The sequence below is a fragment of the Rhizobium sp. AN5 genome (assembly GCF_900215255.1).
Taxonomy (GTDB): Bacteria; Pseudomonadota; Alphaproteobacteria; order Rhizobiales; family Rhizobiaceae; genus Agrobacterium; species Agrobacterium tumefaciens.
The window spans coordinates 2,528,323-2,545,250 of sequence record NZ_OCMJ01000004.1 but is presented as its reverse complement, the minus strand read 5'-3'; the positions used below and the strand labels follow the sequence as shown (position 1 = coordinate 2,545,250).

The following is a 16,928-nucleotide window of genomic DNA, read 5'->3' as shown; positions in this document are numbered from 1 at the left end:
TTACAAGCTAATTTATCGGTTCACGAGCCGATGATGTTTTTTCGGTCTCGGGAGAATGACCGGGCCAAAGAGGAGGAAGATATGCATATCGCAATCATCGGTGCTGCAGGCATGGTTGGCCGTAAGCTGACGCAGCGTCTCGTCAAGGATGGATCGCTTGGCGGCAAGTCGATTGACAGATTCACGCTTATCGACGTTTTTCAGCCGGAAGCGCCCGCCGGCTTCTCGGGTGCGGTTGATGCGCTCGCAGCCGATCTGTCCGCGCCGGGCGAAGCCGAAAAGCTAGTCGAAGCCCGCCCCGATGTGATCTTTCATCTTGCTGCCATCGTATCCGGTGAAGCCGAACTTGATTTCGACAAGGGTTACCGCATCAATCTCGATGGCACGCGTTATCTCTTCGACGCCATCCGCATTGCCAACGGCAAGGACGGGTACAAGCCACGCGTGGTCTTCACCTCGTCGATCGCCGTCTTCGGTGCGCCACTCCCCTATCCGATCCCGGATGAGTTCCACACCACGCCGCTGACCAGCTACGGCACGCAGAAAGCGATCTGCGAGCTGCTGCTCTCCGACTATAGCCGTCGCGGTTTCTTCGACGGCATCGGCATTCGCCTGCCGACCATCTGCATTCGTCCCGGCAAGCCGAATGCGGCTGCTTCCGGCTTCTTCTCCAATATCCTGCGCGAGCCGCTGGTTGGTCAGGAAGCGGTTCTGCCGGTGCCGGAAAGCATTCGCCACTGGCACGCCTCGCCGCGTTCCGCTGTCGGTTTCCTTCTTCATGGCGCGACGATCGACGTGGAAAAGGTCGGTCCGCGCCGCAACCTGTCCATGCCTGGCCTCAGCGCCACCGTTGGCGAACAGATCGAAGCGCTGCGTAAGGTTGCGGGCGAAAAGGCCGTTGCCCTCATTCGCCGCGAGCCGAACGAGATGATCATGCGCATGTGCGAAGGCTGGGCGCCCGGTTTCGAAGCAAAGCGCGCCCGTGAACTTGGCTTTACGGCTGAAAGCTCCTTCGAAGAGATCATTCAGGTTCATATCGAGGACGAACTGGGAGGTTCACTGAAATGAGTGTCGGCGGGGAGGAGAAGAAGCAGTCGGTTGCCTTTATCGGCACAGGCCTGATGGGCGGGCCGATGGCGCGGCGTCTGCTGGGCGCGGGCTTTTCGGTTGCGGTGTGGAACCGCAGCGTCGAAAAGGCTGAGGCGCTGGTAGCCGATGGCGCGGTTCTCGCGGCATCGCCGGCCGAAGCCGCCAGGGGTGCCGATATCGTCATCACCATGCTGAGCGACGGCAAAGCCGTGGGCGAGGTGCTGTTCGAGGCGGGTGTGGCCGACGCGCTGGAAAAAGGCGCTGTTGTCATCGACAGCAGCTCGATTGCGCCGCCTATTGCGCGCGAACACTCCTCCAGGCTGCGGGCAATGGGCATTCATCATGTCGATGCGCCGGTCTCCGGCGGTGTGCCGGGCGCAACGGCGGGTACGCTCGCGATCATGGCCGGTGGCGATGAGGCGCTGATCTCCGATCTTTCGGATTTCTTCGCGCCGATGGGCAGGCTCACCTATGTCGGCCCCTCCGGTGCGGGCCAGCTTTGCAAACTCGCCAACCAGCAGATCGTTGCCATCACCATCGGCGCGGTTGCCGAGGCGATGATGCTTGTGGAAGCGGGCGGGGCATCCCGCGAAGGGTTCCGCAACGCCATACGTGGCGGTTTTGCCGAAAGCCGGATACTGGAATTGCACGGCGAACGCATGGTGAAGCGCAATTTCGCGCCAGGCGGACCCTCAAAGTTCCAGCTCAAGGATCTGAACGGGGTGCTGGCGACGGCGAAGGATTTGTCTCTGACGTTGCCTTTGACCCAGCAGGTGACGCGGGAGTTCGATGATTTCGTCAGTGATGGTGGAGCCGATATCGACCATAGCGGTATCCTGCTTTACCTCGAAAAACTCAACAACCGGGAACAGGGCTGAGGCGGTCTCATGAGCGACGACAAGACACCCGTGCGGCGGCTGCGATCCCAGGACTGGTTCGACAACCCTGACCATCTCGACATGACGGCGCTCTATCTGGAGCGCTTCATGAATTATGGCGTGACGCCGGAAGAGCTGCGTTCCGGCAAGCCGGTCATCGGCATTGCCCAGAGCGGCAGCGACCTGACGCCCTGCAACCGCGTCCATGTCGAACTGGTCAAGCGGGTGCGCGATGGTATCCGTGATGCGGGCGGCATCCCCATCGAGTTTCCGACCCATCCGATGTTCGAAAACTGCAAGCGACCGACAGCGGCGCTTGACCGCAATCTTGCCTATCTCAGCCTGGTGGAAGTGCTTTACGGTTATCCGCTCGATGGCGTCGTGTTGACCACGGGCTGCGACAAGACCACGCCTTCGGCGCTGATGGCGGCAAGCACGGTTGATATTCCAGCCATCGTCTTATCGGGCGGACCAATGCTCGACGGATACCATGACGGCGATCTGGTTGGTTCCGGCACGGTCATCTGGCGCATGCGCCGCAAATACGGCGCCGGCGAAATCACCCGCGAGGAATTCCTGCAGGCGGCGCTGGAATCCGCTCCGTCGGTCGGCCACTGCAACACCATGGGCACGGCCTCTACCATGAATGCCATTGCGGAAGCGCTCGGCATGTCGCTCACCGGCTGCGGCGCAATCCCGGCCGCTTACCGCGAACGCGGCCAGATGGCCTATCGCACCGGCCGCCGCGCCGTCGAACTGGTTGTCGAGAATATCAAGCCTTCCGACATCATGACGCGCGAGGCTTTCCTGAACGCGATCCGCGTCAATTCGGCAATCGGCGGCTCCACCAATGCCCAGCCGCATCTGGCGGCGATGGCGAAACATGCGGGCGTCGAGCTTCGCGAGGAAGACTGGCAGGTTCACGGTTATGACATTCCGCTCCTCGCCAATGTCCAGCCCGCCGGCAAATGGCTGGGTGAGAAATATCACCGTGCCGGCGGTACGCCCGCCATCATGTGGGAGCTTCTGAAGGCAGGCAAGCTTGATGGGAGCTGTCCGACCGTGACCGGCAAAACCATGGCGAAAAATCTGGACGGGCGGGAATCGACCGACCGCGATGTGATCCTTCCTTACGATAAGCCGCTCAAGGAACGGGCCGGTTTCCTCGTCCTCAAGGGCAATCTGTTCGATTTCGCCATCATGAAGACCAGCGTGATCTCGGCTGAATTCCGGCAGCGTTATCTGAGCGAGCCGGGTCGTGAGGGGATTTTCGAGGGCAAAAGTGTGGTTTTCGATGGTTCGGAAGATTATCACGCCCGTATCAACGATCCGTCTCTCGATATCGATGAGCGCACCATTCTCGTCATTCGCGGGGCCGGACCGCTCGGCTGGCCGGGTTCGGCTGAGGTCGTCAACATGCAGCCGCCGGACGCACTGTTGAAAAAAGGCATCACCAGCCTGCCGACAATCGGCGATGGCCGGCAATCGGGAACCGCGGACAGCCCGTCGATCCTCAATGCCTCGCCAGAAAGTGCCGCCGGTGGAGGACTGGCATGGCTTCGCACCGGTGATGTGATCCGCATCGACTTCAATCAAGGCAAGTGCGACGCACTGGTACCGGATGCAGAGCTTGCTGCCCGAAAGGCCGATGGCATTCCTGCGGTGCCTGCGGATGCCACGCCCTGGCAGCGCATCTATCGTCAATCGGTGACCCAGCTTTCGGATGGTGCGGTTCTGGAAGGGGCCGCGGATTTCCGCCGGATTGCCGAGAAGATGCCCCGGCACAACCATTGACATTTCACGGACAAGAGCATGACGAAAAATCCCCGGCCAAGACCGGGGATTTTTCTTGTCCAGGCGGTTTCGCTATTGATTGCGACCTCCTAATGTACACCCAACATCCGCATTACAGGGGCAGGGCATGACAGATATTTCGATGATCGAGGCAGCGCGCGAGCGCATCGGCGAACATGCGGTGCGTACACCGCTTCTGTCGTCGCATTTTCTGGATGAGATTGCCGGGCGGAAGCTGTTCGTGAAGGCCGAGTGCCTGCAAAGAACGGGTTCCTTCAAATTTCGCGGTGGCTGGTCGGCGGTATCAGGCCTGCCAGCCGATGTGCGCGCCCGTGGCGTGATCGCCTTTTCCTCGGGCAACCATGCGCAGGGCGTCGCGCTTGCTGCTCGTCTGCACGGCGTGCCTGCCGTCATCATCATGCCGTCCGATGCGCCAAAGATCAAAATCGACAATACCCGCGACTATGGTGCTGAGGTGGTGCTCTATGACCGGGCTAATGACGATCGCGACGCCATTGGCGATCGCCTGTCGAGCGAGCGCGGACTGACCCTGATCAGGCCGTACGACGAACCGCTGGTGATTGCAGGGCAGGGGACTGTCGGGCTGGAAATCGCCGAACAGGGCTTGGAACTCGGTATCGATGCGGCCGAGGTTCTCGTGCCCTGCGGCGGCGGCGGCCTCACATCCGGCATCTCCCTTGCCCTTGCGGCGAAAGCGCCGAACTACAAGGTCAGGACGTCAGAACCCGAGCGGTTTGACGATGTGGCGCGCTCACTTGCAGCGGGCAGGATCGAGCGGAATGCAACGACTTCCGGTTCGATCTGCGATGCAATCGTCACGCCTCAGCCCGGTAACATCACCTTCCCGATTATGGTTGGGCTTTGCGGAAAAGGCATTGCCGTGACCGAAGAGGAAGCACTGCGGGCCATGGTTCTCGCCTTCAACAGGCTGAAGGTTGTTGTCGAGCCAGGCGGCGCGGTGGCCTTGGCGGCGGCGCTGTTTCATGGCAACGAGCTGGAGAGCGAAACGGTGATTGCGGTTGCCTCCGGCGGCAATGTCGATCCGGAGATCATGGCGAGCGCACTGTCCCGTTTCGGCTGAGATCAGGGTGGGATCAGGCCTCGAGCCGCGTCGCGACCTCGTTGGCTATCGCCAGTGAGGCGGTGAGGCCGGGGCTTTCGATGCCGAAAAGATTGACGAGACCGGCAAGGCCGTGGGTTTCCGAGCCGTCGATGCGAAAATCCATGGCCGGTTCGTCGGGTCCTGAAATCTTCGGCCTGATGCCCGAATAGGCCGGGATCAGCGCGTGTTCTGGTAGGCCGGGCCAATAGCGGCGGATCGCGTCGCCAAAACCCTCCATGCGGCGGGGATCGACGGCATAATCAATGGTGTCGACCCACTCCACATCCGGCCCGAAACGGGCCTGACCGGCGAGATCCAGCGTCAGGTGCACGCCAAGGCCGTGGGTGTGCGGAGCGGGGTAGATGAGCCGTGAAAAAGGCGACTTGCCGGTCAGCGAAAAATAGCTGCCCTTGGCGAAACGCGCCTCCGGGATCGTGTGCTTCGGCAATCGCTCGATCTGTTTTGCCGCCAGCGGTGCCAGAAGGCCGGCGGAATTGACGAGTATCCGGCATGTCAGGCTGAGAGGCTCTTTCCCACCCACGTAAACCCGGAAACCGTTGCCGGCCGCTTCGGCCCTTTCGAACGGTGCATTCAGGGCGAGGGCTGCACCATGGTCTTGCGCGTCGCCGAGCAGTGCCAGCATATAACCATGGCTATCAATGATGCCGGTCGAAGGTGAAAGCAGGGCCGCTACGCAGGTGAGCGCAGGCTCGAGCGACAGCGCCTGCGTGGCATCGATCAGTTCGAGGTCGTCGCAGCCATTGGCGTTACCCTTTTCCTTGAGGGCCGCCAACAGAGCCGTCTCGTCCGCGTTCGCTGCCACGATGAGTTTACCGCAGCGGCGGTGCGAAACGCCATGGCTCTGGCAGAACGCATAAAGCCGCTCTCTGCCTTCAACGCAAAGGCGTGCCTTGAGGCTGCCCGCCGGATAGTAAAGCCCGGCGTGAATAACCTCGCTGTTGCGCGAAGAGGTGGCGGAACCGAATTCCTTTTCGCCTTCGAGGATGATGACGGAAAGACCACGCATCGCCAGCTCGCGGGCCGTCGCCAGTCCGATCACCCCGGCTCCTATGATGATGGCGTCGATATCCGTCATGGTCCTTATCCGAGCCTGCCAATGATTTTGAACGGAAATGCCGTCTGCGACGTTGATCCTGCGCAATGGGTAGATTGATGCTTGTCCGGCGGCAAGTCGCGATCCGTATTTTTCCCAATGCGCCGAACTTATGGAATTTTATCTCTACTGAAACAGTGGGGAATAAAGCTATCCTTTAGGGGAAATAAGCAGTGCCCGCTTTGACGGGCCGAGCAAGGAAGGGAGTTGTACAATGTCTTATTCCAAGGCCGGAAAAGCAAAAGACTTTGTCTCGCAGCCCCAGTCGCAGCGAAACTGGAGAGATTCGGTTCACGCGGCTCTTGTCGGCGTATGCGTGGCTTTTGTCGCGGCGGTCATACTCGGTCTCGTTCCCTGATCCTCCCAGATTTTCTCATCAGGAAACTTGAGAAAAAAAGGCCGGTCGCTCCTCCGACCGGCCTTTTTATATTCATTCACGCCTTGAGATAATCCTCCGCCAGATCAACCCAGAAAGCGGTTCCGATTGGCAGGATATCGTCGTTGAAGTCGAATTTCGGGTGGTGCAGCGGCGGGTCGTTTTCGGTGCGCGCGGTGCCGAGGAAGAAGTAGCAGCCGGGCCGTTTTTCAAGCATGTAGGCGAAGTCTTCCGCGCCCATGGACGGGCGCTGCATTTCAACCACTTTTTCCGCCCCGGCAAAACGACGGGCGAGACCGGCGACATAGTCCGTTTCCGCCTTGTGGTTGACGGTCGCATTGTATCCGCGCTCGTAATCGAGCGTGACACTCATGCCATAGCTGGCCGCCTGGCCTTCGGCTATCGCCCGGATGCGCTTTTCCAGTTCGTCGCGCACACCCGCGTCGAAGGAACGGATGGTGAGCAGCATTTCCGCCTTCTCGGGAATGACGTTGCTCGCAACACCAGCATGGAATGCGCCAACAGTGACGACCGCCGACAGTTGCGGATGGATGTTGCGGGACACCACCGTCTGCAAGGCCATGATGATACTAGCGCCCGCAACGATGGGGTCGGCCGCATCCTGCGGTTCGGCGCCGTGGCCGCCATATCCGTTGACGGTGATCCTGCATTCATCGACGGCGGCAAGGATCGGGCCGTCACGCAGGACGAATTGCCCGAAGGGCACGCCGGGATCGTTATGGAGGGCAAAAACCGCATCGCATGGGAAGCGGTCGAACAGTCCGTCCTCGATCATGATGCGGGCGCCGCCGAAATTCTCCTCCGCCGGCTGGAAGATCAGATGCAGGGTCCCATCGAAATTCCTGCGTTCGGCGATGATCTTCGCGGCTCCCAGGAGCATGGCCGTGTGTCCGTCATGGCCGCAGGCATGCATGACGCCATCATTGGCGCTTGTATATTCCGCTCCGGTTTCCTCACGGATCGGCAGGGCATCGATATCGGCGCGAATGCCGAGCGTGCGGGTACTGTCGCCATTGCGGAGTGTGGCGACGATACCGGTTCCGGCAAGTCCGCGCGTTACTTCGTAACCCATTTCCACCAGCTGCCCGGCAATGAAATCCGAGGTCTGGAATTCGGAAAGACCGATTTCGGGATGCTGGTGCAGGTGGCGGCGGATTGCCACCACATCCGGCATATGGTTGGCGAAGGAGGCAATGTTTGCGGTCTGTCTGGTCATTTTCGAAGTCCCTGGTTACGCCGCTTTTTTCCAGCGCTTTTTGCAAATTTCATAGCAGCATATACGCGGGCATGTAAGGGGCGTTCCCGGAGCCGGAATGCCTTGAAATTCATCGCTTGCATCGTATCGCGACAGGTGGCATGGAACTATAGACGTCCTGGGGCATTAGCGTTTCGGATGTGGCGCAGGCCTTCTCGGCCTGGCGTTGCCCTTCAGGTGTCAAAGGGGGACTATCTGACGTTGCGCGAACAATTTTCGCCGTGGGGGAAGGTGCGAAATCCGGTTGGAACGGCATTGCCGGGCCATAGGGCGAAATTTTCCTGTCGTCGAAAATCCATTCTCCGCAGCGATCCCCGGCTTTGCATGGTTGGAGGGATCGCGCAGCAAAACGCCGTGCTTGCGGATATTCGCCGTTTGACGATGCGTTGCACACAACGTCTGATCCGGTTCACCGAAGGTTCAGGATAAGTCATAAATATAGCGTGGCCCGATTTCGTGCGTATTCCCGCCACGGACGAAACGCCGGTCAAGTCGAACAATTCTCCATAAAGTTCAGAATACGAGCCGATGTCATTTCATATTACCCCGACCGCCGCCGCCCGTGATTCCGAGACGAAGCAGATCGATCACAATGATTCGATCCGCGCGTCCTATATGACGGTCGAGGAACTGCATGATGCCGGTGCCGCGCTTTCGCGCGACGGTGCCGATACCCTTCCCGGCTTCATGGAGTTCGACTTCTTCGAGCGCCACCGTGAGAACGAGAAGGAAATCCTGCGTGTCTACCGCACAACGGCCGTTGACGCGGAAAATGGCGCGACGATAACGCCGGCGGCGGAATGGCTGCTCGACAACCACTACGTCATCGAAGAGGCGATCCAGGAAGTCCGCCGCGATTTTCCGCGCAAGTTCTATCGCCAGCTGCCGACAATGACGGTGGGCGGCGTGACGATCCCGCGGGTCATGGCGCTCGGCTGGCTTTATGTCGCCCATACCCACAGCACGGTTTCGCGCGAGAACATGACGGCGCTGGTGGATGGCTACCAGACGTCGAAGACGCTGCAGATCGGCGAATTGTGGGCGCTGCCCTCAATCATCCGTTTCGTCCTCATCGAAAATCTTCGCCGCATCTCCATTCGCGTGGAACGCTCGCGCCGCATGCGCCAGAAGGCGAATGAAGTCGTCGACGAAATCATTCGCCTGAACGATGCGGAAGCCTCCGCAGCACTTCTCAAGCAGGTCGATTCGCTGGTCGATGACCCGACATTTGCGACGCAGTTCCTCTATCGCCTTAGAAACGGCTCGCAGACTTCGGGTTTTGCGGTAGCCTGGCTTGAAGAACGCCTGCATGCTGCGGGCACCGATGCTGAAAATGTCATGATGTCGGAACACAACCGGCTGGCCTCAGGCAATGTGACGATGGGCAATATCGTCAAGAGCCTCAGGGAAATCGACGATACCGAATGGTCGGTGTGGTTCGAGGAAGTCAGCCATATCGATAAGGTCCTGCGCGAGGAAACCGACTACGAGATTCTCGATTTCGGTTCGCGCAACACCTATCGCAACACGATCGAGCTTCTGGCGCGTCGCTCTCCCAAGACAGAGGTAGAGGTCGCGCGTGCCGCCGTGGAAATGGCGAGATCCGGCGAGCCTGCCGAGGTTTCTGAAAACCATCGCGTCAATGTCGGCTCCGTACTCGTCGGCCAGCGCCGGTTCGAGCTTGAAAAGGTGCTGGCTTATCGACCGCTGGTCTCGCAGCATATCGTCCGGTCAATGCGCAAGTTCAACTGGCTCGCAATTGCGGCGCCAGTGTTTCTCATCACCGCGCTCGTCATGCTTGCCGTCGGCTGGTTCCTGGCCGAAGCGGGCATGCCCTGGTATGTGGTGGCCGCATTCCTCTTGATGTTTGCATTGCCTGCTTCGGAAGGCGCGACCGGTCTGTTCAACACGCTCGTCACTTTCTTCGTAAAGCCGTTCCGGTTGGTTGGATACGAGTTCAAGAACGGTATTCCGCAGGATGCCCGCACGCTTGTTGCCGTGCCCTGCATGTTGACCAGCCGCGACAGCGTCGACGAGATGATGCGCAATATCGAGGTGCATTATCTCGCCAACCCGCATGGCGAGATTTATTTCGCGCTGGTCAGCGACTGGCGCGATGCCCAATATGAGCAATCCGGCGACGATCTCGAGATTCTCGAATATGCCAAGCGCGAACTGGCGGCGCTGAACAGCCGTTATGCCTTCGATGGCAAGACGCGTTTTTACCTGCTGCACCGCCGCCGCATCTACAACCCGTCCGAAGGCTGCTGGATGGGCTGGGAGCGCAAGCGTGGCAAGCTGCATGAACTGAACATGCTGCTGCGCGGCGACAAGGACACGACATTCCTCGGTGGCGCCAATATCGTGCCGGCCGATGTCAAATACGTCATGACGCTTGATGCCGATACGCGCCTGATGCGCGATGCGGTGACCAAACTCGTCGGCAAGATGCATCACCCGATCAACCGCCCCGTCATCGATCCGGTCTCGGGACGTGTGGTTGAAGGTTATGGCCTGTTGCAGCCGCGCGTTACGCCTTCGCTGACGACGGGCAAGGATGCCTCCGTCTTCCAGCGTGTCTTCTCGATCAATCGCGGTATCGACCCTTACGTCTTCACCGTTTCCGACGTTTATCAGGACCTGACCTCCGAAGGCACCTTTACCGGCAAGGGTCTTTACGACGTGGATGCCTTCGAGGCGGCGCTTAAGGGCCGGATCGAGGAAAACTCCATCCTCAGCCATGATTTGCTCGAAGGATCCTTTGCGCGCTGCGCGCTGGTGACCGATGTGGAACTGGTCGAGGATTTCCCGACCCGCTACGAGGTGGAAGTCTCGCGCCAGCATCGCTGGGCGCGTGGCGACTGGCAGCTGCTTCCCTATATTCTCGACCGCGCGCGTGGTGTTACCGCGATCGGCCGGTGGAAGATGGTCGATAACCTGCGCCGCTCGCTGACGCCGATTGCCTGGTTCTTCGCCTCGATCCTCGGCTGGTATTTCATGGACCCGCTCGGTGCGCTGATCTGGCAGATCCTGCTGATCTTCTCGCTGTTCGTCGCTCCGACGCTCTCGTTGCTTTCCGGCCTCGTGCCGCGCTCCACTGACATCGTGCCGCAGGCGCATTTCCACACCATCTGGTCGGAAATCCGCGCCACCAATGCGCAGGTTGCGCTGCGTATCGTCTTCATTGCCGATTCTGCCTGCATGATGACGGATGCGATTGTCCGTTCGCTGTACCGTCTGCTCGTCAGCCACAAGCTGATGCTGGAATGGCGCACCGCCGCCAGCATGCAGTCTAGCGCCCAGGGCGGCATCACCTATTATTTCCGCCAGATGTGGCATGCGCCTGTTGTGGCCATGCTCGGCCTGTTGTTTGCGGCGCTGCCCGGTGACAATGCCTTCCTGATCGGCATTCCCTTCACACTGCTCTGGGTTCTGTCTCCCGCCGTTGCCTGGTATGTCAGCCAGTCGGCGGAAACCGAAGACCGGCTGTTCGTTTCGGAACACGTCTCTTTCGAGCTTCGCAAGATCGCGCGTCGCACATGGCGTTATTACGAAGCCTTCGTGACGCCGCAGGAAAACCACCTGCCGCCGGACAACTTCCAGGAAACGCCGGAGCCGATCGTTGCCTCGCGTACATCGCCTACCAATATCGGCGTTTACCTGCTTTCCATCATTTCGGCGCGCCAGTTTGGCTGGATCAGCTTTGCCGATACGCTGGAGCGGATCGAGAACACGATCCAGACCGTCGAGAAGATGGAGAAACATCGCGGCCATCTCTACAACTGGTACCATACGGACACGCTGCAGACGCTTGGGCCCCGTTACGTTTCGGCGGTGGACAGCGGCAATCTCGCCGGTCACCTGATTGCGGTTTCGTCTGCCTGCCGCCAGTGGGCGGAAGCGCCTTCCGCGCATCTTCAGGGTAATCTCGACGGTATCGGTGATCTCGCCGGTATTCTGCGCGAAACGCTGAAAGCGCTGCCTGACGACCGCAAGAACCTGCGTCCGCTGCATCGCCGCCTCGAAGAGCGCATCATTGGTTTTTCGAACGCTCTTGCCTCGGTCAAGCGCGAGCATGAATTCGCATCGATCCGCGTCATCAATCTTGCGGTACTCGCGCGCGACATCCAGAAGCTCGCTACCAATGTCGATCACGAAGTGAAGTCTGCGCAGAGCGCGGAAGTGACCCGCTGGGCACAATTGCTCGTGGATTGCTGCGAGGCGCATATTTCAGACAGCGCCATCGACCTGACCAATATGGAACCGCTGCGCCAGCGTCTTGCATCGCTGCGCGACCGCAGCCGCAACCTCGCTTTCTCGATGGATTTCACGTTCCTTTATCGCAAGGATCGCCGTCTTCTGTCGATCGGCTACCGCGTCGAAAGCAAGGAACTGGACGAGGCCTGCTACGACCTTCTGGCGTCCGAATGCCGCCTGACCAGCCTGTTTGCCATCGCCAAGGGCGATCTGCCGACCGAGCACTGGTACCGTCTCGGCCGCCAGGTCGTGCCGATCGGTGCGCAGGGCGCGTTGGTCTCCTGGTCGGGTTCGATGTTCGAATATCTGATGCCTCCGCTCGTCATGCAGGAGCGTCAGGGTGGCATTCTCAACCAGACCAACAATCTGATCGTCAAGGAACAGATGAACCACGGCCGCCGTCTCGGCACGCCATGGGGTATTTCCGAAGCGGCGTTCAACGCCCGCGATCACAATATGAACTACCAGTACACCAACTTCGGCGTGCCGACGCTTGGCCTAAAGCGCGGTCTCGGCCAGAATGCTGTCATCGCGCCCTATGCGTCGATCCTCGCCAGCCAGTACGATCCTGACGGTGCGCTGGAAAACCTCGACAAGCTGCGCAAGCTTGGCGCGCTTGGACAGTACGGCTTCCATGATGCCGTGGATTTCACGCCGACACGTGTGCCTGACGGCAAGGTCTGCGCGGTGGTCTACAACTATTATGCCCACCACCACGGCATGTCGATCGCGGCTGTCGCCAACGTCGCCTTTGACGGCGTGTTGCGCGAACTCTTCCATTCCGACCCGGTAATCGAGGCGGCCGAACTCCTGTTGCAGGAAAAGGCACCGCGCGAAGTGCCTGTCATGAGCGCCAAATACGAGCCGGAAACCCCCGGCAAGGAACAGGCCGACCTGCTGCGTGCGGAAGTGCGCTCCATTGCCGACCCGGCCGTTCGCGACCGCGAAGTGGTTTTCCTGTCGAACGGCCATTATTCGACGATGCTCACCTCAACGGGTGCGGGATATTCGAAATGGAACGGTCAGGCGATTTCCCGCTGGAAGGCCGATCCGACCGAAGATCGTTGGGGAACCTTCATCTTCCTGCGCGATACCACCAATGGACAATGGTGGAGTGCGACGGCTGAGCCGCGTGTCATCGAAGGCGAAAAGACCAAGACGATCTTCACCGACGACAAGGCCGAATTCCACAAGAATGTCGGCGATCTGCAGAGCGTCGTTGAATGCATCGTCGCCACCGAGCACGATGCCGATGGCCGCCGCGTCACGCTGCTCAATGTCGGTTCCGAGGATCGTTACATTGAAGTGACCTCCTATATGGAGCCGGTCATCGCGTCGGAAGACGACGACAACGCCCATCCGCTGTTCTCGCGCATGTTCGTGCAGACGGAGATCGGCCGGCGCGGCGATGTCATCCGCGCCTGGCGTAACCGCCGCAGCCCGAACGAGCCCGGCACGATCATCGCGCATCTTGCTGCGGATAACGCCGGCCCATCGCGCCCGACGGAGTTCGAGACGGACCGTGCCAAGTTCATCGGCCGCGGCCGATCGCTCGGTGAAGCGGCTGCATTCGATACCGGTGCCACGCTTTCCAACACCGACGGCTTTACGCTCGATCCTATCCTGTCGTTGCGCCGAACTGTGCGCGTACCGGCGGGCAAGAAGGTGAGCGTGATTTTCTGGACGATTGCCGCGCCGAGCCGCGAGGAAGTCGACAAGGCGATCGACCGTTATCGCCATCCGGACGCATTTGCCCATGAACTCGTGCATGCATGGACGCGCACGCAGGTGCAGATGCGCCATGTGGGTGTCACTTCTCAGCAGGCCGCCGCTTTCCAGCATCTCGGCCGTTATCTGACCTATCCGGACATGCATCTGCGCGCGGATTCGGAAACGCTGAAAACGGGTCTCGCTTCGCAGCGGGCGCTTTGGCCGCTTGCAATTTCGGGCGATTTCCCGATCTTCAGCCTGCGTATCAACGACGATATGGACATGGATATTGCCCGTGAGGCGCTCAGCGCCCACGAATATCTGCGTTCGCGCGGTGTGATCTTCGATCTCGTCATCGTCAACGAACGGGCCGCATCCTACGCACAGGATATGCAGCATGCGCTGGATCATATTTCCGAGGCGCAGCGTCGCATCAATCCCGCTGATGGTGGTAGGCCGCATGTGTTCTCCGTTCGCCGCGACTTGATGGACGAAGAGACCTGGAGTGCGCTTCTGGCGGCCTCCCGCGTCGTGCTGCATGTGCGGAATGGCAAGATTGTCGACCAGATCAACCGCGCCGTGTCGCTTTTTGCGGCGCATCGCGGTCCTGACGGCGCGACTGAGGCCGCGCAGGCTCGCCTGCCGGTGCCGGCGTTCCCCGTCGCTGAGGCTGTCGAGGATGCGGGCGATCTCGATTTCTGGAACGGTTTTGGTGGTTTCGCCAAAAGCGGAGAGGAATATGTCGTGCGCCTGCATGGTGGGCAATCCACGCCGCATCCTTGGATCAACGTCATCTCGAACGAAAGTTTCGGCTTCCATGTGTCGGCGGAAGGCGCTGGTTTCACCTGGAGCCGCAATTCCCGTGACTATCAGCTGACACCCTGGAGCAACGATCCGGTCATTAACCGGCCGGGCGAGGCCTTCTATGTTGCCGATGTGGAAACAGGAAAGCTCTATACGCCCTGTGCTGCCCTGTCGCGTGATCCTGAAGCCCTGTTCGAAACCCGTCACGGTCTCGGTTACTCCGTAATGACCGGCAAGACGGATAAGCTTGAAGTCGAGGTGACGCAGACGGTAGACCGTGAAAAGCCGGTCAAGTTCTCGCAGCTCATCGTACGCAACAAGGGTTCGAAAAGCCGCCGCCTGAAAGTCTATGCTTATGTGGAATGGGTGCTGGGCAATAATGGCCAGAAATCTGCGCCGTTCATCCTGAGCAGGCACGATGCCAGCAGCAATGCGATTTTTGCTTCGAACCCTTACAGCATCGACTATAGCACCCGCACTGCCTTCCTGACGCTCGACAGCGAGGCAAGCGGCTTTACCACCAGCCGCCGTGAATTCATCGGCCGCTTCGGTTCTGCACAGGCTCCGCAGGGCATTGTGTCCGGTGCGGCACTCAGTGGCAGCACCGAGGTGGACGGCGACCCCTGTGCTGCACTGATGCAGGAAATCCACCTGAAGCCCGGTGAAGAACGGCATATGACCTTCATTCTCGGCGATGCCGACAATGCGGAGGAGGCGGCAACGCTGGTCGAGCAAGTCCGTGCGGCGGATTTCCAGTCGGTGCTGGAGGGCAGCAAGGCGTTCTGGACTGGCTTTACCGGCCAGTTGCAGGTTACCACGCCCGATGCCGGCTTCAACCACATGGTCAATAGCTGGTTGCCCTATCAGGCGCTGGCGTGCCGCATCCTGGCGCGCACGGCCTTCTATCAGTCGAGCGGCGCCTTCGGCTTCCGTGACCAGCTTCAGGACACGCTGGCATTCCTGCTCTACCAGCCGGATCTCGCTCGCAAGCAGATCCTGCGTGCGGCAGGCCGCCAGTTTGCGGAAGGCGACGTCCAGCATTGGTGGCTGCCTTTGACCGGTGCCGGTGTCCGCACGACGATCTCTGATGACGTGGTCTGGCTCGCTTATGCGATCAACCAGTATGTCTCGGCTACGGGCGATGCGGCCATCCTTGATGAAAGCATCCCCTTCATCAAGGGACCGGCATTGATGCCGGGGCAGCACGATGCCTTCTTCCAGCCGGAGACGAGCGACAGATCCGCTAGCCTCTACGAACACGCGGCGCTGGCGCTTGATCTCGCCATCCATCGCACCGGCGAAAACGGTCTGCCGCTGATCCTCGGCGGTGACTGGAACGACGGCATGAACCGTGTCGGCATCGGCGGCAAGGGCACCAGTGTCTGGCTTGGCTGGTTCCTGGCCGGTGCGCTTCGCGACTTCATCGCGATCGCCGAAAAGCGCGGTGATGCAGACCGTGTCGGCAGGTGGTCGGCGCATCGCGAAAAGCTTCGCAATGCTCTCGAAACTGCGGGTTGGGACGGCAGCTACTACCGTCGCGGTTATTTCGACGACGGCACGCCGCTCGGTTCCGCCACCAGCGAGGAATGCCAGATCGATTCACTTGGCCAGAGCTGGAGCGTTCTTTCCGGCGAGGGTGAGGAAGGCCGGTCACGGCAGGCGATGGACGCCGTTATTGAGCATCTGGTCGATGAAAAGGCCGGTATCATCCGTCTGTTCACCCCGCCATTCTCGCGGGCGCCGCATGATCCGGGTTATATCAAGGGATATCCGCCGGGTGTGCGCGAAAACGGCGGACAATATACCCACGCGGCGACCTGGGTAGTGCTTGCCCTTGCCAAGCAGGGGCGTGCGCAGGAGGCGTGGAACTGCTTCAAGCTGCTCAACCCGGTCAACCATGCGCTCGACGCGGCATCGTCCGAAACCTATCGAGTCGAACCCTATGTGGTGACCGCCGATGTCTATGGTGAGGGCGCTTATGCGGGTCGCGGCGGCTGGAGCTGGTACACGGGTTCCGCCGGCTGGCTCTATCGCGCCGCGATCGAGGGCATTCTCGGTATCACCCGAACCGAAGGCAAGCTTCACATCGCGCCTTCGCTGCCGGAAGACTGGAGCGGCTTCTCGATGAAGATCACGCTGGACGGAAAAGCAAAGGACATCGTCGTCAGCCGTAAGGCCGGCACGGCGGAGGTCTCCGTGTCCGTCGACGGCAAACCCCTGTCGGCTGACGATCGGGTGATACCGTTCGACTGAGACGACCGGCTCTACGTTTGCTTTTAAAGCCAGGCTCCTGCGGCGACGCAGGGGCCTGAACTTTTATTGTGGCTGCCCTGGTATTGTTTGTCTGTACGGAGGCGCGGTGACGACTTTGTCCTGGCGGGTATCTCCAGCATCATCTCAATGAGAGAAATGACGCAGCCTCGCGACGCTCTTGCGGGGGCCACCGAGAATGTAAGCCGTGCTCCTCTCGACGTGGCACGTAGGCAGAGCAGTTTTACAGAGCCATG

7 protein-coding genes are annotated in these 16,928 nt (G+C 60.2%); 5 read left to right on the top strand and 2 right to left on the bottom strand.

The features are described from left to right. Positions 1 to 81: 81 nt before the first annotated feature. The 4 genes from denD (at position 82) to CRP02_RS25045 (ending at position 4,863) form a co-directional block, all read left to right on the top strand. A complete protein-coding gene (denD, locus tag CRP02_RS25060) occupies positions 82 to 1,068 on the top strand; it encodes a D-erythronate dehydrogenase (protein ID WP_097172592.1) in 987 nt (328 codons plus the stop codon). After that, on the top strand, positions 1,065 to 1,967 hold the full coding sequence (locus CRP02_RS25055) for an NAD(P)-dependent oxidoreductase (protein ID WP_097172591.1): 903 nt from the start codon (positions 1,065 to 1,067) through the stop codon (positions 1,965 to 1,967). Before denD ends, CRP02_RS25055 begins: the two co-directional genes overlap by 4 nt. Before the next feature lie 9 nt (positions 1,968 to 1,976). After that, positions 1,977 to 3,761 (top strand): IlvD/Edd family dehydratase, encoded by a 1,785-nt coding sequence (locus CRP02_RS25050; protein WP_097172590.1) that lies wholly within the window; start codon positions 1,977 to 1,979, stop codon positions 3,759 to 3,761. 127 nt (positions 3,762 to 3,888) lie between these two features. Beyond that, a complete protein-coding gene (locus CRP02_RS25045) occupies positions 3,889 to 4,863 on the top strand; it encodes a threonine/serine dehydratase (protein WP_097172589.1) in 975 nt (324 codons plus the stop codon). A gap of 13 nt (positions 4,864 to 4,876) precedes the next feature. On the opposite strand, the gene CRP02_RS25040 is transcribed toward CRP02_RS25045, so the two are convergent. Then, on the bottom strand, positions 4,877 to 5,980 hold the full coding sequence (locus CRP02_RS25040; protein ID WP_097172588.1) for an NAD(P)/FAD-dependent oxidoreductase: 1,104 nt from the start codon (positions 5,978 to 5,980) through the stop codon (positions 4,877 to 4,879). 452 nt (positions 5,981 to 6,432) lie between these two features. Then, positions 6,433 to 7,611, bottom strand: a complete 1,179-nt coding sequence (locus tag CRP02_RS25030) for a M20 aminoacylase family protein (protein WP_179784125.1) — start codon at positions 7,609 to 7,611, stop codon at positions 6,433 to 6,435. A 567-nt stretch (positions 7,612 to 8,178) separates the two neighbouring features. Between CRP02_RS25030 and CRP02_RS25025 the strand changes: the two genes are divergently transcribed. Continuing rightward, positions 8,179 to 16,674 carry a GH36-type glycosyl hydrolase domain-containing protein gene (locus CRP02_RS25025; protein WP_097172587.1) on the top strand — a complete coding sequence of 2,832 codons (8,496 nt, stop codon included), beginning with the start codon at positions 8,179 to 8,181 and terminating at the stop codon, positions 16,672 to 16,674. The last annotated feature ends 254 nt before the right edge of the window (positions 16,675 to 16,928 follow it).